This window comes from Bacillus sp. AF62 (assembly GCF_050312695.1).
GTDB lineage: Bacteria > Bacillota > Bacilli > Bacillales > Bacillaceae_G > Bacillus_A > Bacillus_A cereus.
In genome coordinates, this window is the sequence record NZ_JBNPJZ010000021.1 from 75,173 (window position 1) to 98,283 (window position 23,111).

Here is a 23,111-nt window from a genome sequence, read left to right on the forward strand (position 1 = left end):
AAAAGAAGTTTCACTTTAGTTTCTTCAATTATTGGAAAGCAACTCTATATAAAATCCACCAATTTTCAAACCTCATACAATTCTAAAGGTAAACCATCGGGATCTTGGAAAAAGACGAATTTCTTCTCCGTTATTTCATCAATACGGATCGATTCGGTCTCAACACCACATTGATTTAAATGCTTCACAGCTTCTTCTATATTTGTAACAGCAAATGCTAAATGTCTAAGACCTGCTGCTTCTGGAAAACTTTTGCGCTCAGGCGGATTTGGAAATGAAAATAATTCGATTTGATACTCTTCTCCTACACATAAATCTAATTTATAAGAATCTCGTTCCTTTCTATATACTTCATTCAGTTCTTTAAATCCTAATATTCTAGTATAAAAATCCTTTGACGTCTCATAATTCGAACAAATAATTGCAACGTGATGCACTCTACATATATTCATACTCTCTCTATTCCTTTCTTTACCAAAGATGCATATTCTCTCTTGAAATGAAAAACATATATAGCAGAATATCTCTTTTAGGGGGCTTATCATGAAATTCATTACTTTTTTCGTCGGACTAATTGTTGTTTTCTTGCTCGCTTATATTGCTAGCAATAATAAGAAGCATATTAAATTTAAACCAATTTTTATCATGCTTATTATACAGTTAATTTTAACCTATTTACTACTAAATACAGAAGTCGGCCTCATACTAATTAGAATCATTTCCAGTTTGTTTACCAAGCTACTCGAGTATGCTGCTGATGGAATAAATTTCGTATTTGGTGGCCTTGCAAATAAAGGTGAAATGCCATTTTTCCTTAATGTATTATTACCAATCGTCTTTATTTCTGTTTTAATTGGTATATTACAACATTTCAAAATACTACCATTTTTTATTCATTGGATCGGGTACTTTCTTAGTAAAATAAATGGTCTTGGGAAATTAGAATCTTACAACGCTATCGCCTCTGCCATTGTCGGCCAATCAGAAGTTTTTATTACAGTGAAAAAGCAATTAGCTCAAATTCCAAAACACCGTCTTTATACACTTTGTGCCTCTGCTATGTCAACCGTATCTATGTCTATCGTAGGTGCCTATATGACAATGATTGAACCTAAATATGTAGTAACTGCACTCGTTCTCAATTTATTTAGCGGTTTTATTATCGTACTCATCATTAACCCTTACGACGTTAAAGATGACGAAGATATTTTAGAAATCAAAGGTGAAAAACAAAGCTTTTTTGAAATGCTTGGAGAATACATTCTTGATGGTTTTCGTGTAGCCATTGTTGTCGGCGCTATGCTCATCGGATTCGTCGCATTAATTAGTTGTATTAATGACCTGTTCCTCATTATATTCGGTATTACGTTCCAACAATTAATCGGCTATGTATTTGCACCTATCGCATTCCTTATCGGTGTACCAAGTTCTGAAATTGTCGCGGCTGGCAGCATTATGGCAACGAAGCTTGTAACGAATGAATTTGTTGCAATGATGGACCTCAGTAAAATTTCTAATAGCCTTTCTCCCCGTACAGTTGGTATTATTTCTGTTTTCCTTGTATCTTTTGCCAATTTTTCTTCCATTGGTATTATTTCAGGTGCGGTAAAAGGACTAAACGAAGAACAAGGAAACGTTGTTGCGAGGTTTGGCCTTAAATTACTATATGGAGCTACTCTCGTTAGTATTTTATCTGCAATTATCGTAAGCATTATGTTGTAATTAGGTAAAATTTTATCATTTTCTTATCCCTATCTTTTGTATACAATAACGAATAGGTGTCTTATAAATAATCAAGACATCTATTTTTTATACATGTACAATCGCTTTTATTTAGCGTAAAATATTTTTTATGTGTTTGAATACACTTCTAAATGTATACACTTTGATAGTTTTAAAGGAGAAAAAATGATGAAATCCGACATGAACAACAATACGCGAGCCAAAAAAGGACGCTCAAAGAAAAAACGCCTACTTTGGTTCCTTCTTATTCCATTACTAATTGTAGCACTTGGAGCAGGAGGCTACTCATTCCATATATACAGTAAAGCAAAGTCCGTCTTAAATAATGCTTATGCTGAACTAGGTCGAGGAGATAAGTCCAGTAAACGTGAAAAAGCTGTTAAACCTATGACCGACAACATTTCCGTACTTATTATGGGTGTTGATGAAAGTGAAATTAGGGAAAAAGGTTATGGAAAAGCAACTCGAACAGATGCGTTATTACTTGCAACAATTAATAAAAACGATAAATCCGTTAAACTTGTAAGCATTCCACGTGACTCACGCGTCTACATTAAATCACGTGATAAATACGATAAAATTACACATGCTCACGTATTCGGTGGTGTAGACAGCACAATTGATACGGTAGAGAACTTTTTAGATGTTCCAGTTGATTATTATGTAAAATTCAACTTTAAATCCTTTATCAAAATTGTTGATTCTCTTGGTGGTATTACTGTGGACGTTCCAGTTGAGTTCACAGAGCAAAATAGTAAAGATGAAGCAGATGCAATTCATCTAAAAAAAGGACGTCAACATTTAAATGGAGAAGAGGCACTGGCACTAGCTAGAACTCGTCATATCGATAGTGATTATATGCGTGGCAAACGACAACAGCTTGTATTAGAGGCCATTGCTGAAAAGGCACTATCTCTTAATTCTATTAATAAAATCGGTGGCCTACTAGACGCTGTCGATAAGGATTTAAAAACCAATTTAACGTTTGATGATATGATGACAATTACAAAAAATTCAATGGATTCAAATTTAAAAATGGAAAAAATGCAAGTAGAAGGTACAGATAAATATATAGGCGGTATTTATTATTACGTTCCAAATGAAAAAAGCGTCGATACTATTTCAACTACCCTTCAAAAACATCTCGGTGTTACGAATAAAAATGAACATAAAAAATTATAATAAAAAGGCTGCTAGATCTTTCTAGACAGCCTTTTTATTATATTTTTCAACATATTTTTCATACACATTGTGACAAGAAGTGACAATTATTACAGCGATGTAACATTTTTTATGAAAACATTACACACACAGTGAAAATAATAGTATACTAGTACGTACATAATGTTATTTTCATCATTTTTATACAAAAAATGTAATACATATATTTATACATAAATTTCTGGGGGGAAATACATGAAGCTAAGTAAAATACTGATTGGTTCTGCAATTGCTGGGGGCATATTACTTTGTGTAGGCGGTGTTGGGGGATATCAATATGTATCCAAATTAAATAATCAATTAGATACTACTGCATTACCAAATACTACATTTGAAGGTATTTCTCTCGAAGGAAAAAATAAGAAAGATATTCAAGCAATTATTAATAAAAAGGTAAATGAGTTAGATCAAAAATCCCTTACCTACATATTCCAAAACGATAAACAAACTTACACATGGAAAGATTTAGGGATAAATTATAAAGAGAAAGATATTATTGACAAAATCTTCAAAGAACAAGAAGGAAACGTAATGAATCGTTACAAAATGCGTAAGCAAGCTGAAAACGGTGAATTAAAACGTGACTATAAATTAACACCACAATTAAATGCAACAGCTTATGAAACCTTTATAAAAGATAAATATAATGAAACATTAAAAAATCCTGTTAATGCAGAATTGAGTATTGAAGGCTCAACAGTAAATATTAGTCAAAGCCAAAACGGAGAAAAAATTGATAAAGGGAAACTAAACGGTTTAACAAACGAAGCTATTACTACTGGTAAATCAGATGTTACATTGCCAGTTACATTTATAAAACCAGAACGTTCTACAGAAGACATACAGAAAATGGGTATTAAAGAAGTCATCGCTGAATATTCTACTCCAATGGCCGGCCGTAACGGAAATCAATCATTTAACGTAAATAAGTCAGCCAATACTTTAAGTGGGGTTATTGTCGCACCTGATGAAACGTTTAGTTTTAACGGCCGCGTTGGCGTAACTGATGCTGCACATGGTTACAAATCTGCAGCAGTATATTCACAAGGTAAAGTAATACAAAGTGCAGGGGGAGGAGTTTGCCAAGTCAGTAGTACATTATACAGCGCAGCTTTAAGGGCAGATTTAGGCATTGTTTCTCGAAGCAATCATTCTATGCCGGTAAATTATTTACCACTTGGGCAAGATGCAGCAGTAGCAGATTATGGTCCAGATTTAAAATTTAAAAATAATACGGGCAATCATATTTATATTCAAGCATTTTCAAATGGAGGTAGTATTACTACACGCATTTTCGGTACAAATACTGGTAAAAATGTTGAAGTTTCTTCTCAAGTAATTAGTAGGACTAGTGATAAAATCACAGCGGTTACGTATAAAAAAGTAACACAAAACGGGGAAGTAATATCAAATGGACAAATTTCAAAAAGCGTATATAAAAGCGCTCCAAAAGAATAGATAATATCCACCGAATAGCATAAAGAAAAAGGCGTGATTATATCACGCCTTTTTCTTTTGCAGTAATAGTAAAAAAGTTTCAAGATGGTCTTTCGTTTCTTCTAAAGACCACATACGATTGCCTTGTTTCGTAGCTAATACACACGCCTCTTCCCACGCGTTCTTTTTCTTCATATTTATTAATTCATCACGTAATTTCAAAACAATTTCTTCGTCTTCTTGTTCAATAAACTCTTCCATCACGCTTACTATTTCATCCTCATGAACGCTTAACGTACAGTACGATTTAAGAAAGTATTGTAATGTCGTATACATAATGTACTCCCCCTTCTTATTTATCAGATGGATAAGAAGTAATAATCTTAAACCCTAATTCTCCTGACTTATCTCTTGCTAAAACAGTAACAGTTTTTACTAACTTGTCTTTTACACTCATATTTTTCTTTATTACCGTTTTTCCAACCGGGAATGAATGTGTTGTATTTAATACGAGACGAGCCTCTTTAGAATTTTTTAACCAGTCTTGAATTTCCTTATCATGCTGCTTCAAACTATCTTTTACAGCTTTCGTTGCTGTTTCCTTGTCATAGTATGTACTTGCTGCTGATACTTTATCTGTCTTCAAGCGATTCTTCAAATCTTCTTCTGATTTGCCTACATGTCTTTCAATCGTATGACCATTTTTAGGTGGTCCTTCCATTTCATCTAAAATATTATCACTAATTTTTTCTACTGATGTCGATTGATTCCCTGTTTGTTTCTCTGTTTTTTGTTCTTTTCCTGCACATCCACTTAAGATCAGCATTAGTGCCAATAAACCACTCAAGAAAAGACTACTTATTCGTTTCATCATATCACCTCTTTCATGATTATTATCGCAACTTCAATAAAAGTCAATTTCACAACGAAAAAATCTATCAGTTTTCATTTTTTTATCTGTTTTTCCATATTTACCCGCGCAATTTCATCAACCCTCTATTTTTCGACTTTTATAATATATACCCCCTATATTTTATGATTATTTCCCAGATGAAAACACTGATAATATAACTATAAAACTCTTTTATAAAAAGGTTTTTATAGTATTTTTCAAAACATTTTAAAATACCCCTGTTTTTATATACCCAATACCCATATAAGGTATAAAGACCCCTTCTTATCAACATTTTTCTACATTATGTAAATTTACCCTTGCCTATACAAACGAAATGTGGTGTAATGCAAAAAAAGATAAAGGATTTTAAACAATGGCTGAAACGATTCAAAATTTCTTAACAGAATACTATTCAATCGCAATTCCACTTAGTATCTTAATTAACATCATCATTAGTCTTTTAGGTGTTATTCCTAGCATCTTTTTAACCGCCATTAATATACAGCTCTTCGGTGTAACAAATGGCACAATCATTTCGATCGCAGGTGAGGCCTTAGGGGCCATTATCTCGTTTTATATTTACCGCATGGGCCTTCAAAAGTTCACTCACGATAAAGTAAATAAGTACCCAAAGGTAAAGCGTCTTCTTTATGTACAAGGTAGAGAGGCCTTTCTACTCGTTCTATCGTTTCGATTGATACCTTTCATCCCATCAAGTATCGTGACTTTATTTGCAGCTCTAGGGAAAATGTCATTACTCTCCTTCAGTATTGCCAGTACAATAGGTAAAATACCGGCATTATTGATTGAAGTATATTCGGCATACCAAGTCATGAACGGAACAAATGAAGCGAAGTGGGTTGTAACAATCGCAGGCGTTATTGGATTGTTTTATTTGTGGAAAAAATGGAGAAAAAAATAAAGAAGGAGCATAGGCTCCTTCTTTATTTTTGAGGTATTTTATTACTAGCTCTTCCTTAAAACCTTAGTTTACACCAACAGCACTAAATGATTGCTTAACCGCTGCTACTTCAGCAGAATTTGCACCATATAAGTCTGCAGCAGCTTGTACTGCACCAGCACGAGCTTGACTAAATGTAGTAGATTGCGTGAAATACTGTGTATTTGCACGGTAGTAAATCGCACCTAATTTATCTTTACCGATACCAGTTACAGTTACACCGTAATGCGTACCACCATTTGCTAATAAATAAGCTTGTTTATTAATAATGCCGCTGTTTGTATGAACGCCACCGTTATCACTTGAACCAGTGTAACGCTTAGAATAATGGTCTGGATCACCATATTTCGCTGGATCACTCATAGAGCGAAGCGCGTCTCCTGCTTTACCAGGCGTGTAAATATCTTCACCAATCTCCCAATCTGGGTTACGGTTATCATAGAATTCTACTAAAGTACCAAAGATATCAGAAATCGCTTCATTTAAAGCCCCTGATTCATTTTGATAAATTAGATTTGAACTATTTTCCGTAACAGCATGCGTTAACTCGTGACCAATTACATCAATACCACCAGATAATGAAGTAAACGTTACACCATCGCCATCTCCGTATACCATTTGTGATCCGTTCCAGAATGCATTATTATAATTACTTCCGTAATGAACTGTTGATTTTAACGGAGCTCCTGCATCATTAATAGAATTTCTATTAAATGTAGCTTTATAATAATCATATGTTTTGCCTGCATAGTAATGAGCATCTACTGCTGCTGCATCATACGCTGCATTGAAAACATTATCTGCATCTGCCCATAATGTTCCTGGTAATGTTGAACGGTTTTTCGCATCATATGTGAAAATCGTTGCCCCGCGTGTATTATCTTGTAAGTAGTAAGATGATCCAGATAACGTTGTATTAAGCGACTTCGTATCTCCTAATACACCTTTACCAGTTCCTACTTTATTCGTTCCTGTAACAGGCTTTACAACAGCTTTCGCATCCTGTTTAGGAGCCTCTTGCTTAACTGGTGACTTATCATCATTCGTCACATGATCAATTGTATTAAACTTATTTAATACTTTACCGCTGTCTGCCTCAATGAAATAGTAGTAGTTTCCTGGGCTTGGATCTAAGAAGTTTAGATTTACAACATATGCATATGTTGTTTCCTCACCGTTTTGATATACATATAAGTCCGCTTTTGGTTCTACCTCATATTTCGGTGTTACCCCTAAATCTTGCTGCGCGATTTCAATTGCTTTTGCGCCTTCAATCTTATTTTTATTTTTCAACTTTTCCTTTTTGTCCAAATCAGGTGCAACTGTTCCAGACAATACTTTTAAAGAACCGTCTTTACTTACGTGAGCTACTTGAGTAGAACCCCATACAGGCACTCCTTCGTAAACTTGTTGCATACGTACTACTGTTGAATCAGTTACAGCATCTTTCTTCACTTGTTTCACTTTGAAAGAATCTTGCGCACTCTTTTCCCCTAGCTTGTAATCACCTTTTGCTGCGTTTAAGTAATCAAACACAACAGATTCTGCTTTCTTGCCAGTTGCTTCAGTTAGATCACCAGAAATAAACTCAGGTGACTGTACTGTCTCATTGTACTTCTTCGTAGAGAGTACATTTTTAGAATCCGCAAACGCAGAGCCTGTCCCTCCAAACGTTGTAACTGCCATTCCTGTCGCTAACACTAACGCTAAACTTTTCTTTTTCATGAACCTTCCCCCTAATAAAAATTTTTTTGAAAAAGAGTAGTTTCATATTAGCATTATGTTTCCACTATTAATATACTAAAAATTCAAATAATTATTTTCTCAAGTTTTGTAGAATTTTGAGGAACAAATATTGAAAAATCCCTTTCCGGTTGGAAAGGGGTTTCTGTTAAGAATTTATTAATTCTACTACTTTTTCTCCTTGACCATAAATATCCGATGTCCAAGCATATTGCGGTTCCAATACCACTAATACAGCTACCAAAGCCAAAGCACCAATAATTATTTTTTTCATATTATTTTCCTCCCTTTTCTTCTAATAAATTAATTGCTAATTTATAGTAGTTATTACTTTCCTTAAATTCTAGTAATTCCTCGTGATATCCTGCTAGTTCTAAATACACCATTTTTAATTCCTTTTTATTTTCTTCGCCTCTAAAAAATGGGATTGCCTCAACTTCTAAAAATCTTTTATAAACATCTTTCGTTTCAAAGTATTTATTCTTAAGCATTGAAAGTATATATAGCATACTTTTATACTTTTCATCCCTCTTGGCAACATCTATCCCTTTATTAATCCAATCTTTCGCTTCTTCAAATTCTTTTAATTCAATACACTGCAAAGCGATCTCATACACTGCATCAATATAATTTAAATCCTCTTCCTTTTTGTACTTTAGGCATTGTAAATAATAATCTTTTGCTTTTGCATAATCTTTTAAGTTATAGTACAAGAAGCCTAAATTATTTAAAGCAATAGCTGTTATACTTTCTTTATCAGCAAAAGAATTTGCTTCCCTCAAAATATTATTATAAATAGATAGTGCTTCATTATATTGCTTTTTTTGTATATAACTCAACGCAATAAGTAACTGGCAATTTATCACATAACGGAATTTATATTCATTCTTAAATCCTTCCATTGCTACATTAGCAAAATGTAAAGTCATATGTTCAACTTCTAATTCATTATAAACAAGAGCCAAATTGAAATATATTCCATTCTCATGATAACCTTGTTCCTTTGCCATTACTTCTGTTCGAGTCAAATACTCCAATGCCTTCTTATATCTATGTTGTAAAAAATAATATAACCCTTTGCTATACGTATATAATAATTTTTGGAATGGTGAATACTTTTTGTACATCTTCTTTAAGCTCTCTAACTCTTTTTCGACAGCAGGAAAATCCCTTTTCATAATTAAATAACGTGTATACAGCAGTTTATAATAATTTATAATTTCAAAATCCAATACATGCTTCATTTCACCTTGCAACTCTTCATATATACGTTCTACTTGTTGCTTGTCCAAATGAACTAGTGCATTCAACCATTCATCCAGCTTCCCCTTCACATCTTCTTCTACATCTCTCAAATCCGTCACGGCAATTTCCAGTCTTGTGCAGAGCAATTGTAGAATTTCTTCTGATGCTTCGATCTTTCCATTTTCGATCTTACTTAAGTATGAGACAGAACAAATGCCCTGACATAGTTCTTCTTGTGTCATTTTTTGCTGAAGCCGTTTATAAAAGACTTGTTTGCCTATTTTTTCTAATGTTTGTTGCATTGTCCTCCTCCATTCTCATTACCCCATTACTCTAATAATACATAAAATTCGGAGAAATATAAATTGATAAATATAAATTTTCTAAAAAATATGCATAATTTCATTTTTTTCTCTCTTGACTTCACTTCAATATCTCTTCTTTGCTACGAATGGTGAAAAATTGGTATACTATAACCAAATTATGGAGGTGTTCTCGCGATGACTCATTATAAAGACGATAGTTATGCCTTACATACAGACCTATATCAAATCAACATGGCTTATACATATTGGAAAGATGGTATTCATAATCGCCGTTCCGTGTTTGATTTATACTTTCGAAAGCTTCCATTCGAGAACGGTTATGCTGTTTTTGCTGGCCTTGAGAAAATTGTAGAGTACATAGAAAATTTCAGCTTTACTGAAAGCGATATCGCTTATTTAGCAGAATTACAATTTGAAGAAGAATTCCTTCATTATTTACAAAATATGAAATTCACTGGGACGATTCGTAGTATGCAAGAAGGTGAAGTTGTATTTAATAACGAGCCTTTATTACGCGTTGATGCACCACTCGGTGAAGCACAAATTATTGAAACCGCTCTCTTAAATATTGTGAATTACCAAACATTAATTGCAACAAAAGCTGCTCGTATGAAACATGCTGCAAATAATGATGAGCTTTTAGAGTTCGGCACAAGACGTGCCCACGAGTTCGACGCTGCCCTTTGGGGGACGCGTGCTGCCTTTATTGGTGGTTTCTCCTCTACAAGCAATGTTCGTGCTGGGAAACGCTTTGGGATCCCTGTAGCTGGCACACATGCGCACTCGTTCGTTCAAGCATATCGCGATGAATACGTCGCATTTAAGAAATACGCTGAAACTCATAAAAAGTGCGTCTTTCTCGTTGATACATATGACACATTGAAATCTGGTGTTCCAAATGCAATTCGTGTTGCAAAAGAATTTGGGGATCGTATTGATTTCTATGGTATACGTCTTGATAGTGGTGATATGGCTTATTTATCGAAAAAGGCACGAAAACTACTAGATGAATCAGGGTTTACAAATACAAAAATTATCGCTTCTAGCGATTTAGATGAATACACAATTATGCACCTTAAATCTCAAGGAGCAAAAATTGACGTATGGGGCGTTGGGACGAAATTAATTACGTCCTTTGAGCAACCTGCATTAGGGGCTGTTTACAAACTTGTTGCGATTGAAGATACTGACGGAAAATTAAATGATACGATTAAAATTTCATCTAATCCTGAAAAAATTACCACTCCAGGACTGAAACGAATTTATCGTATTATCAATCGGGTTAACGATCATGCAGAAGGCGATTATATTGCGTTAGATTCTGAAGAACCTGAAAAAGAAGAGCGCTTAAAAATGTTCCATCCAGTTCACACATATATAAGTAAATTCGTAACAAACTTTGAAGCCCGTGAACTCCATAAAGACATTTTCGTTAACGGTGAAAGAACATATGAACTACCAAGTATATTAGATATTCAACAATATAATGAACAGAGTCTCGCTCTATTTTGGGAAGAATACATGCGAACTTTAAATCCCGAAGAGTATCCTGTCGATTTAAGCCAAGAATGTTGGGATCATAAAATGAATTACATTCAAACAGTTCGAGAACAAGTTGAAAAAAACATACAAAAGTAAACAGAGAAGTTTCTCCTTCTCTGTTTTTTTCAATACTATATGGATATTTGTAAAAAATATATTAAAATAATAAGACGAATGTTTTTTATTTGTAAATTTTAATATTATACTATTTAAAAGTAAAATAATATTTGATATTATTTTATTGAATCAATTTCAACAAAATCACTAATAAAAAAGAGGACGCAGGTTGCGTCCTCTTTTTTATAAATCTTTCACTCGTAATACACGCATTGCATTTAACACTGCAAGTAGTGTCACACCAACATCTGAGAAAACAGCTTCCCACATTGTTGCAATACCAAAGGCACCAAGTAATAGAACGATCCCTTTTACACCTAAAGCAAAGATGATATTTTGCCACACTATACTTCTTGTGCGTTTTGCAATTTTTACAGCTGTCGCAATTTTTGAAGGCTCATCAGTCATAATAACGATGTCTGCCGCTTCAATTGCTGCATCTGATCCTAAACCACCCATCGCAATACCAACGTCTGCACGGGCTAATACTGGTGTATCGTTAATACCGTCACCAACAAAGGCAATTTTTTCTTTTCCATGCTTCGCTACATCAATTTTTTCAATCTCTTCTACTTTTTGTTGCGGTAGTAATTCCGCATGAACTTCATCTAAGCCTAATTCTTTACCGACAGCTTCACCAACTGTTTTTGCATCACCAGTTAACATTACTGTCTTTTTAATACCTAGTTCTTTTAACTTTTGAATCGCTTGTTTCGAATCCTCTTTTACCTCATCAGAAATAACAATATAACCTTCATATTTTCCATCTACAGCAACGTGAACTAATGTACCTACTGTTTCTGGTTGTTTAAATTCAATATTTTCTTTTCTCATTAATTTTGCATTACCTGCAAAAATTTCTTTTCCTTGTACTTTTACGACTGTACCGTGACCAGAAATTTCGTTATAATCATCGATTATTTTTTCATCAATTGATTTTCCATATGCCTTTCGAATAGATTGGGCAATTGGATGGTTAGAATACACTTCAGCAAATGCCGCATACTCTAATAACTCTTCGCTTGTAGTACCTTCGCTCGGTTCCATTTTTGTAACTTTGAAAACACCTTTTGTTAATGTTCCTGTTTTGTCAAAAACAATATATTTTACATCATTTAAAGCTTCTAAATAGTTACTACCTTTTACTAACACACCACTTTTAGATGCACCACCGATACCTCCAAAGAATCCAAGAGGAATGGATACAACTAACGCACATGGACAAGAGATTACTAAGAACACTAAAGCTCTATAAATCCACTCAGAGAATGTAGCCCCTTCTAAAATAAGCGGTGGAATAAACGCCATGATCGCCGCTGTAATAACTACAACTGGAGTGTAGTAACGCGCAAACTTCGTAATAAAGTTTTCTGTTGGTGCTTTTTTACTGCTTGCATTTTGAACTAAATCTAAAATTTTCGATACAGTTGATTCACCAAACTCTTTTGTAACTTCAATTGTTAATACACCGTTTTGGTTCACAAAGCCACTTAATACATCATTTCCAACTTCAACTTCACGTGGTACAGATTCACCAGTTAATGCTGAAGTATCTACCATTGATGTTCCTTCAATTACTTTTCCGTCTAATGGTACTTTCTCACCTGGCTTAACGATAATATAATCGCCAATTTGTACATCTTCTGGTGATACTTGTTTCGTTTCATTCCCAACCTTTACATTCGCATAATCAGGACGAATATCCATTAATGAAGTAATTGATTTTCGAGAGCGGTTTACCGCAATGCTTTGGAATAGTTCTCCTACTTGATAAAATAGCATTACTGCTACAGCTTCTGAATATTGTTGAATTGCAAAAGCTCCTACAGTTGCAATTGCCATTAAGAAGTTTTCATCAAATACTTGGCCACGAGTTATGTTTCTTACCGCTCTCCAAACGATATCTCCACCTATTAATAAATAAGCAAGGACGAATAACGGAATTGTTACCATTTGTGGTAAGCCCGCTAATGCAGCAATTGCTGTCAAAATTCCGCCGACCACTAATCTCCCTACCATCTTTTTCACGTTTGCTTCACCATGATCGTGACTATGTCCGTGGTCATGACCGTTCTTCTCTTCACGAACAACTTTCACATCTGGCTCTAACTTTTGAACAACATTTGTTATATTTGCTACAGTCGCTTCTAGTTCTCTTTTATTCGCAACTTCTACTCGTAGTTTCTTCGATACGAAATCAACAGTTGCTTCTGAGACAGCTGGCATTTCCTTAACTTTATTTTCAATTTTCATTGCACAGTTCGCGCAATCTAAACCTTCTAATATAAATACTTCTTTAGCAATTTTATTTTTTGGTTCTTCTTGCACTTTAATATGCGGTTCTAATTTTGTAACGAGTTGTTTTGCTTCCGTAACAACTTCGTTTTCTTTGTTTTGTGCTGTTTCTAAGATCATTGTCTTTGTTGCGAAGTTTACAGAGCAAGAATTTACTCCTTCTATATTCCCAACACCTTTTTCAATTTTCATTGCACAATTCGCACAATCTAAACCATCTAACATCAGTTTCTTTTTCACTAACGCTTCAGCCATCGTTCTCCCTCCTCGCGTTCTTTTTATTCTTCTTCGTTTACGTGTTCAAACGCTTGCTCGAAGATATGAATTACGTGCTGGTCAGCTAACGAATAATAAACAACCTTTCCTTCTTTACGATTCTTCACAAGTTTCGCTTGCTTTAACACACGAAGCTGATGCGAAATAGATGATTGTGTCATTCCTAATAAATAAGCTAAATCACAAACGCACATTTCAGCTTCAAATAGCGCATGTAATATTCTCGTACGTGTACGGTCACCTAATACTTTAAATAGTTCTGCTACTTTACTTAAACTTTCATCAGTTGGAATTGTTTGTTTTACTTGCTCAACAACTTCTTCATGAATTATCGTTTGAGAACATGTCTCTTGTGGTGTTTCTACTTTATTTCCAGCCATTATAGCCCACCTCTTTAATTGAACATATGAACAATCATTCATATATCTTATACTCTTATTATATGAGCGCCTACTCATATGTGTCAATGAAATCTGAATTTTTTTTATGAACATTTCGTTCACATTTTAGTAAGGCATATACATATTTTCCGCATCCTCTATATTCTCATACAAAAAAGGATGTACAATTCGCACACCCTTTTTTCATATTCCGACATAAAATTTCAACAAAGTAATATACATTCCCTTTATTTCAACAAAAGAAAAAGCCTTGCGCGCTCCCTAGACGCACAAGGCTTACTATCTTATATCCCTTTAATCAGCTTTTAATTAGCTTGTTCTAAATTATCCTGCGAACTTCCATCGTCTTTTAAATGACTATGTTTTTTCGAATAAACAAAGTATACAACTACTCCAATTGCTAACCAAACACCGAAGTATATCCATGTTTTTAATGGTAGGTTTACCATTAAGAATAGACAACATGCAACTGAAATGATCGGCAAGATCGGTACAAGTGGTACCATAAATCCACGTTGTAATTTCGGATGCGTTTTACGAAGAATGATAACAGTTACACCAACCATGGCGAATGTTAATAACGCTCCAATATTCGCTAAATTTGACAATTCTTTTAAATCGATAAATCCAGCAATTAAAGCACTACCAATTCCTGTTAACCAAACTGAGAATGTTGGCGCTTCAGTCTTCTTGTTAATTTTCGCGAAAGATTTTGGTAATAAACCGTCACGACTCATAGCGAAGAATACGCGTGTCGTAGCGTAGATGTACGCGAAAATTACAGCCATAATACCAATTACAGCTCCAATAGCAATTACACCAGCCACTTTATCTTGTCCTACAACTTCTAGTACATAGGCCATAGCTTCAGGTACATCTAATTCCTTGTAAGAAACCATACCTGTCATAACGAGACAAACTACAACATAAATGATTGTACAAATGACTAATGAAGCAATAATACCAATCGGTAGATCACGTTGCGGATTTTTTACTTCTTCAGCAGAAGTTGCTAATGCATCAAATCCTAAGAAAGCGAAGAATACTGCTGCTCCCCCCGCGAAAACTCCACTTAAACCGTACGGTGCAAATGGTATCCAGTTTTCTGGTTTCACGTAGAATACACCAACTGCAATGAATAAAACAACAATACCAATTTTAATTAATACCATTATGTTATTCACACGCTTACTTTCTTTCGTACCTCTTGATAATAACCAAGTTATTACTAACGTAACGATAACTGCCGGTAAGTTTACCATACCACCTTGTGCTGGAATCGTTAACAATGCTTTTGGAATTTCAAGTCCCAATCCACTCACTAAGTTATGGAAATAACCCGTCCATCCGCCAGCTACTGCGGCAGTCGTTACGACATATACGGATAGTAATGTCCATCCCATTAAATGAGCAACAAACTCACCAATTGTTGCATACGAATATGTGTACACACTACCTGAAACAGGAAGTGTAGATGCAACTTCTGCATAACATAATGCTGCAAATCCACAAACAATTGCTGCAATCATAAATGAAAAAATAACTGCTGGACCAGCATCTCTTGCTGCTACTAATCCAGTTAATACTAGAACTCCTGTACCAATTATCGCACCAATCCCTAGCATTGTTAGGTCAAATGCCCCTAGCGTTTTCGTCAAAGTTTTACTTTTACTTTCCCCTAACAATTGCGTAACGGATTTCTTTTTAAATAGGTTGGCCACGATGTATGCCCCCTTTTACTAAGAAGAGCTAAGAGGTATTATCTCTTAGCTCTTATCATGTTGTATTATATATTGTTCGATTTTGTTTTGTATAATGCTTCTATTAGCAAGATACTGTTTCTGCTTCTAATAATTCTTTAGCACCTTTGTACTCTACACCGTGAGCTTCTGCAACTGCTTCGAATGTTACATAGCCATCTAATGTGTTAATACCTTTTAGTAATGCAGAGTTACCTAGGCAAGCTTCTTTGTAGCCTTTGTTAGCAATTTGTACTGCATATGGTACTGTTACGTTTGTTAATGCAAGAGTTGATGTACGTGGAACCGCACCTGGCATGTTTGCAACTGCATAATGAACAACGCCGTGTTTTTCATAAGTTGGGTTATCATGAGTTGTAATACGGTCAGTTGTTTCGAAAATACCACCTTGGTCAATCGCGATATCTACAACAACAGAACCTGGTTCCATTGATTGAATCATTTCTTCTGTTACAAGTTTTGGCGCTTTTGCACCTGGGATTAATACTGCACCGATTACAAGATCAGACTCTTTAACAGCTTCTGCAATATTGTAAGGATTAGACATTAAAGTTTTTACTTGGTTTCCGAAAATGTCATCTAATTGACGAAGACGTTCTGCGCTTAAGTCGATGATTGTTACATCCGCACCTAGTCCAACTGCAATTTTAGCAGCATTTGTACCAGCTTGTCCACCACCGATGATTGTTACTTTACCACGTTTAACCCCTGGAACACCTGCAAGTAAGATACCTTTACCGCCTTTGTTTTTCTCAAGGAATTGTGCACCAATTTGTGCAGCCATACGACCAGCTACTTCACTCATAGGTGCAAGTAATGGTAGAGAACGGTTTTCTAATTGTACTGTTTCATATGCAATTGCAACAACTTTCTTCTCAATTAACGCTTTGGTTAATTCTGGCTCTGGAGCTAAGTGTAAGTATGTGAATAAGATTAAGCCTTCACTGAAGTGTTTGTATTCGCTTTCAATTGGTTCTTTAACTTTCATAACCATTTCCATGTTCCAAGCTTCTTCAGCTGTATCAACAATTTTTGCTCCCGCTTCAACATACTGAGCATCTGTGAAACCAGATCCTAACCCTGCACCCTTTTGAATGAATACTTCGTGATTGTTACGAATTAAATGCACAACACCTGCTGGTGTCATTGCCACACGGTTTTCGTTGTTTTTAATTTCTGCTGGTACCCCAATACGCATAATGAAATGCCCCCTTATAATTAACAGAAAAAAGAGATTCTTTTTTCTTTTTGTAATAATTAATAACTTATGTCCTTATTCTAGCATAACTTAAAAGTTATGAAAACGCTAACATACCATTTTTCTAAAGTTTATATATTTAGAATAGTGTAAATATATAAAACATTGATTCTATTAGGGGTTTCGTGGCATTTCACTATCTATCACTCTATTTTTATTATACTTCTTCAAAATAAATAGTAATCATTTATTATTTGACAATAATGTAACAATGTAAGAAACCTAAGTGACAACGTATACATATACAGTTATTACTTTACTTAATACTTTAGAGATATATTCTTTTCACAAAAAAACAGCTGCTAGCATTTAGCTAGCAGCTGGATAACTTATAAATAGTTTTGAAAACAAATCATCTGTCGTTTCAGTAATTTTATCAAACAGATCACTTTCTTCCGCTTCTTGCTCTTTTAACATCTTAATTGTTTCACGTGCATCTTCAGGGTAATCGGTTATGATACCATCTACGTTTAACTTATAATATGCCTTTAAATTTTCCATATCATTTACTGTCCATACGTAAATTGGTTTGTTTAACTTCCTTGCTTCTTTTACTAATTTCTTATTTAACATATATTCTTCTGCTACGTAAAAGTCAGCCTTCACATTCTTTAAGTTAGCTCTACTTGCATACAATATATACCCTACTTTTATATCTGGATTTGCACGCTTAAACTCTTTAATAAGCGGATAGTGTAACGTTTGAATTACACATTGCTTCTCAAATTCATTATCTTTAATCGTTTTTAAGACTTTGTTTACAAAATCTTTTTCGCCCCCATGAAGCTTCACTTCTATATTAAGTTTGATTTTGCCATTTGCTAGCTTAATGATTTCATCAAGTGTACTTATTTGTCCTGAAAGTCCATCTTGACTAAGGGTAAGCTGCCTTAACTCAGCCATCGTTAAATCTGACACATGCACATTGGCATTGGCAAGACGCTTCAGCTTCAAATCATGTATAACCGCTAGTTCACCGTCTTTCGTTTGTAATACATCTATTTCAGCGTAGTCTGCTTTTGCATCAATAGCACCTTGCACAGCTTCTTTCGTATTTTCTACGCCTTTTGATATATACCCGCGGTGCGCCATAATAATCGGTTCTTTATACGAATTTGAAATAAACGTTACAATGAAGGCAACGACCATTCCGGCAGTAATAATTCCTACAATGTATACGCCAATGAATTTCCAACGATGTTTTTGGAAGAAACATTTATCTGCTTTCGTTTTCGAATAATCTAATCCTTCTTCTAATAAAACATCCTCAACCGGAACCTTTTGTAAGTATAATCGCGTAATCGCCATAATATAAAACGGCGTCACGATAAAGCTGAATAAATACAATGTGCTCGTTAAAAATACAGAAATCGTTGATTCAGCTAATAATGCAAATGTTCCTTTCGGGTTTGTAAATTCATAAACACCCCATAGGCACAATAAATACATTCCCAAAAACACGACATATACAATTCCAATTGAAATAAAAAATCCTACTAAAAAGAGTAGTACTTTAAAAAAGCTTTCCTTTACTAAAGTTGCACTTTTACGTGCTGCCACGCGAAATGATTTTTGCTCTAAAACAACAATAGGTAGAACGAAAATCCATCGAAGATTCAAATACGCGACTACAGCAAAGAACGTGTAATAACCAACTTGTCCCATCGTTGTCTTAAACAGTTCTCCTGTAATGAAGTTAGGAATTTGAATTTGCGGGATTAATGCCGTTTCATATCCCATATTTAAAAGAGGCAACAATACGACAGCATATAAAATAAATCCTGGTAAGCAATATGTGAAAAGAGTAGGTAAATACGTTACCGTTTTATATAAAATCGGACGTAATTTCACCTTCTGTCTTTTATGAGCGAAATACGAAATAATAATAAGCACCGCAAATTCTGTAAAGATAAGAAACAGTGCTAACAATGACAAAATTACGATTGCTAAGATGCCATAAGGCGTCTTTAAAAACGCTAATAATTCATCATTTGTCGCATTTGCATAACCACCAAAATACAATAATTTATTAAAAATGATTCCAAATAGTGGAACAAACACAATCGCTGCTAATAATTTATAAGCAAGTTGAAAAGTTAATACATTCCAAAAAGCAAATTTAACTGTTTGAAAGGAATGTCTCATTACTCCTGGTATAGATAGTTTTTTACGGTGTTGCATATATTCCTCCAAATTCTAAAACGGTATTTGAGATGGATTCCACATTTCCAGTTCTAATCCATCTTTTTAATAATAATATATTCCGCTTAACATGAACACTCTTATACATATAATGAAAAAAGTGATGGCTACTTCCCATCACTTTTTCATTTATTCTATTTTTTCTCTAACCCTTGTCCAAATGCTTTCAAGAAGCTAAAACCGAATGTAATAGCTCTATTGATATCTGGATCTTTTAATACTTTAAAGAAATCCATCACTTTTGTTTTTTTACCACTATTTAATTCGTCTGTTGCAAATTGCAATCCTGTAACTAAACTTGACGTAATTTGCTTCGTTATTTCTGGGTCAACTGAAGATAACGCTTCTCCTGCCCCCATCATATTGTTTAACGCATTTTTAACGGGTTCACGATTTAATTGCTCCACAGCGATTTTTGAAACATCTTCCTTCGCAGCAAGTAAACTAATTGCCGCATCTAATATACCAGCCTTCTGCAACTGTGCTAAAAGCTGCATCGTTTCTTCTACTGCTTCACGATTATTAGATAGCTCATTTAGAAGTTCATCTGCTACTTGCTGTTTCTGTTCTTCCTCTGTTACAACTTTCTTTTTAATTACAGTAATTTCTTTCGCCACTATCTCCGCCCCCTAGTCCACAAGTGATACGTATTGTTTTCTTTGCCATTTTTGCTGGATTTCAACACCGTTTTGCGGATTACGCTTTTTATCTCTCGGGTTTGAAGATGGTAACGGACGATTCCCTTTTTCACGTAGTACACGCATCTTTACCATCGTTTGTTTGTACGCTGGTGTACACGTATAAATATCTGTCGCCGTTCCAGTTAAAATATTGATTGCCTCTTCATTTACCGTTGCATGCATCGGTAAATATAGCTCTTTCCCCGTTACACGATCTGTAACAAGTGCCTGTACTTTAATTTTCCCAAATGGTGATGCTAATTCTACAAGACCACCATCTTTCACATTGCGCTCTAGAGCAAGTTCAGGCGAGATTTCAACGAACACTTCAGATACTTTAGATAAAATACCAGCCGATTTATTCGTCATATTCCCTTCATGGAAATGTTCTAACATACGACCATTATTTAAAAGTAAATCATACTCATCTGGCGCTACAACTGGTGGTACCCATTCATCTAATGATAGACGAGCTAGTTTATCTGGGAAGTTAAATCCGTCCACATATAATAGTGGTGTATCGCTACCATCATGGCTACCCCAACATAAACTATTCCATCCTTCTAAACGATCGTATGTTGCCTGAGAATATAAAGGTGCAAGCGATGCAATTTCATCCATAATTTCACTTGGACTTTCATAATTCCAGTCCCCGCCAAGTGCACGAGCTACTTTTTGTAAAATCCACCAGTCTGGTTTTGAATCACCAAGCGGCTTTAATACTTCATATAATCTTTGAATACGGCGCTCTGTATTCGTAAATGTTCCCTCTTTTTCTAAGCTTGGTGCTGCCGGTAAAATAACATCAGCAAAACGAGCTGTTTTCGATAAGAACATATCTTGAACAACAAGGAAATCTAAATTCGCTAAAATATGTTGTACATGGTTGGCATTCGAATCTACTAAAGCCATTTCTTCACCCATAACATACATACCACGCAGCTTTCCTTCATCTGCCGCAAGTAACATTGCAATATTATTTAACCCTGGTACCTTCGGAATTGTAGTACCGTATGCTTTTTCAAATTTCGCACGGAGCGCATCATCTGAAACTGCTTGGTAACCTGGAAGCCAGTTTGGTAATGTTGCCATATCACAAGCGCCTTGTACGTTATTATGTCCGCGTAATGGATATGCTCCTGCACCAGGACGACGATAGTTACCCGTAACAAGCAATAGATTTGAAATTGCTGCTGAAGTTGTACTTCCTCCAGTATTTTGAGTTACACCCATTCCCCAAAGTACACAAGTACCATCTGCTTCATATACCATACGAGCCATTTCTTTCAGATTTTCTTTCGAAATCCCCGTAATTTCTTCTGTATAATCAAGCGTATACTTTTCTACCATTTTGCTATATTCATCAAAATTCTTCACATTTTCAGCTATGAACTTTTTATCGTGCCAATCTTGATCAATAATATATTTCGTAATACCAGCGAGCCATACATAATCAGTTCCTTGGCGCGGATGAATGAATAAATCCGCACGCTCTGCCATTTCATGTTTACGAAGGTCCGCCACAATTAATTTTTGGTCATGTAATTTATGAGCACGTTTTACACGCGTCGCAAGTACAGGATGTCCTTCTGTTGGATTTGCTCCAACGATAATGACAAGACCTGCTTCCGCAATATCCTTCACTGTTCCAGCGTCCCCGCCCATACCGACAGTTTTAAATAAACCGTCTGTTGCTGGAGATTGACAATAACGAGAACAGTTGTCTACATTATTCGTTCCATATATTTGACGGGCTAATTTTTGCATAAGATAATTTTCTTCATTCGTTACTTTTGAAGAAGAAATAAACCCAAATGCATCACTGCCATATTCTGATTTAATATGCTGCATATTGGATGCCACAACTTCAAGAGCCTCTTCCCATGAAGCTTCAACAAACATATCTCCTTGGCGAATTAATGGCTTTGTAATTCGATCTTCACTGTTTACAAAATCCCATCCAAATTTGCCTTTTACGCATGTGGAAATACCGTTAACCGGCGCATCTGAAACAGGCTGTACTTTCAAAATGTGGCGGTCTTTCGTCCATACTTCAAATGAACAACCTACACCACAAAATGTACAAACTGTTTTTGTTTTATTCACTTTCGTCTTACGCATCGCAGCCTCTACTTCTGAAACTGCTAAAATACTACTATATCCAGGCTCTACATCCTTTACAAAATCGATCATCGGATCTAACACATCTGGTTTCAATCCAGTCATGAATCCAGCTTCACCCAGCATTGTTTTTTCCATTAACGCATTACATGGACATACTGTTACACACTGCCCACAACTTACACAAGATGAGTCATTTATACTTACACCATTGTCCCATATAACACGTGGACGGTCTAAGCTCCAATCAATCGATATAGTTTCATTCACTTGTAAGTTTTGACATACTTCTACACACTGCCCACAAGCAATACATTGATTTGGATCATATCGATAAAATGGATGTGACATATCCACTTCACACGCACTTACTTTCGGCTCATACGGATATTTCTGTTCCTCAATTCCCATCATATGTACTGTATTGTGGACTTTACAGTTACCATTATTGTTATCACAAACGGTACAATACAATAGATGATTCTCTAATATTCGATCCATTGCCTCAGTCTGTGCCTCTTTTGCACGCTGGGACTGTCTTTCGATATGCATACCGTTCTCTAATTTCGTTGAACAAGCACGCAATAATTTTCCATTTACTTCTACAATACACGTATCACAAGTTTGAATTGGATCTACTTCTGGTACATGACAAATTTGAGGATGTTCCAAATTACTCTCGTTAAATAATTGTAGTATCGTCTTTTCACCTGATGCAGAAAATTCTTTACCATCGACGGTTACACGGACTGTCTGTTCTGCCATAGTTTCCCCTCTCCTTACAACCAACTGTACAACACAATTATGAATCCGTTTTCAAAACTGCATTACTGTACATATTTTTGAAACGCTCTACCCAAATACTTTCTTATGAAGTCGATTCTAGAT

The 23,111-nt window shown here is 35.1% G+C and carries 18 protein-coding genes; 5 read left to right on the top strand and 13 right to left on the bottom strand.

Annotated elements, in window-relative coordinates:
* Positions 1-65: 65 nt before the first annotated feature.
* Positions 66-452, bottom strand: a complete 387-nt coding sequence (gene gloA2, locus ACQRBL_RS03260) for an SMU1112c/YaeR family gloxylase I-like metalloprotein (protein WP_001017676.1) — start codon at positions 450-452, stop codon at positions 66-68.
* A 91-nt stretch (positions 453-543) separates the two neighbouring features.
* On the opposite strand from gloA2, the gene ACQRBL_RS03265 reads away from it, so the two are divergent.
* The 3 genes from ACQRBL_RS03265 to ACQRBL_RS03275 all read left to right on the top strand — a co-directional run bounded on the left by ACQRBL_RS03265 (position 544) and on the right by ACQRBL_RS03275 (position 4,422).
* A complete protein-coding gene (locus ACQRBL_RS03265) occupies positions 544-1,722 on the top strand; it encodes a NupC/NupG family nucleoside CNT transporter (protein ID WP_000668875.1) in 1,179 nt (392 codons plus the stop codon).
* Between the two features lie 186 nt (positions 1,723-1,908).
* Positions 1,909-2,925 (top strand): LCP family protein, encoded by a 1,017-nt coding sequence (locus ACQRBL_RS03270; RefSeq protein ID WP_023521034.1) that lies wholly within the window; start codon positions 1,909-1,911, stop codon positions 2,923-2,925.
* 234 nt (positions 2,926-3,159) lie between these two features.
* A complete protein-coding gene (locus tag ACQRBL_RS03275; RefSeq protein ID WP_411996156.1) occupies positions 3,160-4,422 on the top strand; it encodes a VanW family protein in 1,263 nt (420 codons plus the stop codon).
* Between the two features lie 42 nt (positions 4,423-4,464).
* Here the strand turns inward: ACQRBL_RS03275 and ACQRBL_RS03280 are convergent, their stop codons facing one another.
* Positions 4,465-4,737 carry a hypothetical protein gene (locus tag ACQRBL_RS03280; protein WP_065482127.1) on the bottom strand — a complete coding sequence of 91 codons (273 nt, stop codon included), beginning with the start codon at positions 4,735-4,737 and terminating at the stop codon, positions 4,465-4,467.
* A gap of 16 nt (positions 4,738-4,753) precedes the next feature.
* Positions 4,754-5,272 carry an RNase A-like domain-containing lipoprotein gene (locus ACQRBL_RS03285; protein ID WP_000822706.1) on the bottom strand — a complete coding sequence of 173 codons (519 nt, stop codon included), beginning with the start codon at positions 5,270-5,272 and terminating at the stop codon, positions 4,754-4,756.
* Between the two features lie 397 nt (positions 5,273-5,669).
* Here ACQRBL_RS03285 and ACQRBL_RS03290 point away from each other — a divergent pair, with 397 nt between their 5' ends.
* Positions 5,670-6,218 (top strand): TVP38/TMEM64 family protein, encoded by a 549-nt coding sequence (locus ACQRBL_RS03290; protein ID WP_078994596.1) that lies wholly within the window; start codon positions 5,670-5,672, stop codon positions 6,216-6,218.
* A 63-nt stretch (positions 6,219-6,281) separates the two neighbouring features.
* On the opposite strand, the gene ACQRBL_RS03295 is transcribed toward ACQRBL_RS03290, so the two are convergent.
* From ACQRBL_RS03295 to ACQRBL_RS03305, 3 genes are all read right to left on the bottom strand, one after another.
* Entirely contained in the window at positions 6,282-7,982 is a 1,701-nt protein-coding gene (locus ACQRBL_RS03295) for a M4 family metallopeptidase (RefSeq protein ID WP_078994597.1), read from the bottom strand.
* Positions 7,983-8,148: 166 nt separating this feature from the next.
* Positions 8,149-8,274, bottom strand: coding sequence for an NprX family peptide pheromone (locus tag ACQRBL_RS03300; protein ID WP_000720172.1), 126 nt, complete (start codon positions 8,272-8,274; stop codon positions 8,149-8,151).
* Between the two features lies 1 nt (position 8,275).
* Positions 8,276-9,547, bottom strand: a complete 1,272-nt coding sequence (locus ACQRBL_RS03305; protein ID WP_001187959.1) for a helix-turn-helix domain-containing protein — start codon at positions 9,545-9,547, stop codon at positions 8,276-8,278.
* A 198-nt stretch (positions 9,548-9,745) separates the two neighbouring features.
* Between ACQRBL_RS03305 and ACQRBL_RS03310 the strand changes: the two genes are divergently transcribed.
* Positions 9,746-11,209, top strand: coding sequence for a nicotinate phosphoribosyltransferase (locus ACQRBL_RS03310; protein WP_000150179.1), 1,464 nt, complete (start codon positions 9,746-9,748; stop codon positions 11,207-11,209).
* 204 nt (positions 11,210-11,413) lie between these two features.
* On the opposite strand, the gene ACQRBL_RS03315 is transcribed toward ACQRBL_RS03310, so the two are convergent.
* From ACQRBL_RS03315 to fdhF, 7 genes are all read right to left on the bottom strand, one after another.
* Positions 11,414-13,780: a heavy metal translocating P-type ATPase gene (locus ACQRBL_RS03315; protein ID WP_098376860.1), complete on the bottom strand. Its 2,367-nt coding sequence runs from the start codon at positions 13,778-13,780 to the stop codon at positions 11,414-11,416.
* A gap of 23 nt (positions 13,781-13,803) precedes the next feature.
* On the bottom strand, positions 13,804-14,181 hold the full coding sequence (locus tag ACQRBL_RS03320; RefSeq protein ID WP_000918378.1) for an ArsR/SmtB family transcription factor: 378 nt from the start codon (positions 14,179-14,181) through the stop codon (positions 13,804-13,806).
* A 326-nt stretch (positions 14,182-14,507) separates the two neighbouring features.
* Positions 14,508-15,923: an amino acid permease gene (locus ACQRBL_RS03325; RefSeq protein WP_001284886.1), complete on the bottom strand. Its 1,416-nt coding sequence runs from the start codon at positions 15,921-15,923 to the stop codon at positions 14,508-14,510.
* A gap of 103 nt (positions 15,924-16,026) precedes the next feature.
* On the bottom strand, positions 16,027-17,160 hold the full coding sequence (gene ald / locus ACQRBL_RS03330) for an alanine dehydrogenase (protein WP_088083212.1): 1,134 nt from the start codon (positions 17,158-17,160) through the stop codon (positions 16,027-16,029).
* 369 nt (positions 17,161-17,529) lie between these two features.
* On the bottom strand, positions 17,530-19,401 hold the full coding sequence (locus ACQRBL_RS03335) for a glycerophosphodiester phosphodiesterase (RefSeq protein WP_023521026.1): 1,872 nt from the start codon (positions 19,399-19,401) through the stop codon (positions 17,530-17,532).
* A 155-nt stretch (positions 19,402-19,556) separates the two neighbouring features.
* Entirely contained in the window at positions 19,557-20,039 is a 483-nt protein-coding gene (locus tag ACQRBL_RS03340) for a DUF1641 domain-containing protein (protein WP_001040540.1), read from the bottom strand.
* A 12-nt stretch (positions 20,040-20,051) separates the two neighbouring features.
* Positions 20,052-22,988, bottom strand: coding sequence for a formate dehydrogenase subunit alpha (gene fdhF, locus ACQRBL_RS03345; protein ID WP_153217524.1), 2,937 nt, complete (start codon positions 22,986-22,988; stop codon positions 20,052-20,054).
* Between the last annotated feature and the right edge of the window lie 123 nt (positions 22,989-23,111).